This is a genomic window from Streptomyces shenzhenensis, assembly GCF_021462265.1.
GTDB classification, from domain to species: Bacteria; Actinomycetota; Actinomycetes; order Streptomycetales; family Streptomycetaceae; genus Streptomyces; species Streptomyces shenzhenensis.
Window position 1 is genome coordinate 1 of the sequence record NZ_JAJONF010000203.1, and the last position, 463, is coordinate 463.

The 463-nt window shown below is 72.6% G+C and carries 1 protein-coding gene; it reads left to right on the forward strand.

The genetic code is table 11. The annotated features are described in order from the left end of the window. Positions 1–463 (forward strand): ketoacyl-synthetase C-terminal extension domain-containing protein (locus LQ326_RS47465; protein ID WP_234545417.1); only part of this gene is annotated, 463 nt, incomplete at both ends.

Sequence of the window (463 nt, forward strand, 5' to 3'; positions counted from 1 at the left end):
GCTGTCCCCCGCCGATGTCGACGCCGTGGAGGCGCACGGCACGGGCACGGTGCTCGGCGACCCGATCGAGGCCCAGGCCCTCATCAACACCTACGGCAAGGACCGCTCCCCCGAACGACCGCTGTGGCTCGGCTCCTTGAAGTCCAACATCGGCCACACCCAGGCCGCCGCCGGAGTCGCCGGCGTCATCAAGTCCGTCCTGGCGCTGCACCACGGCACCCTGCCCCGCACCCTGCACGTGGACGAGCCCAGCCCCCACGTCGACTGGTCCTCCGGCCGCGTCGAGCTGCTGACGGAACCGGTTCCGTGGCCGGGTGACGGGCGGCCCCGGAGGATCGGCGTGTCGGCGTTCGGGGTGAGCGGCACGAACGCGCACGTGATCCTCGAAGAGGCACCCGCTGACGACGATACGACGGGCACAGGGGCCGACACGGCGGACGGCTCGGCGGACACCGCCGTGGAG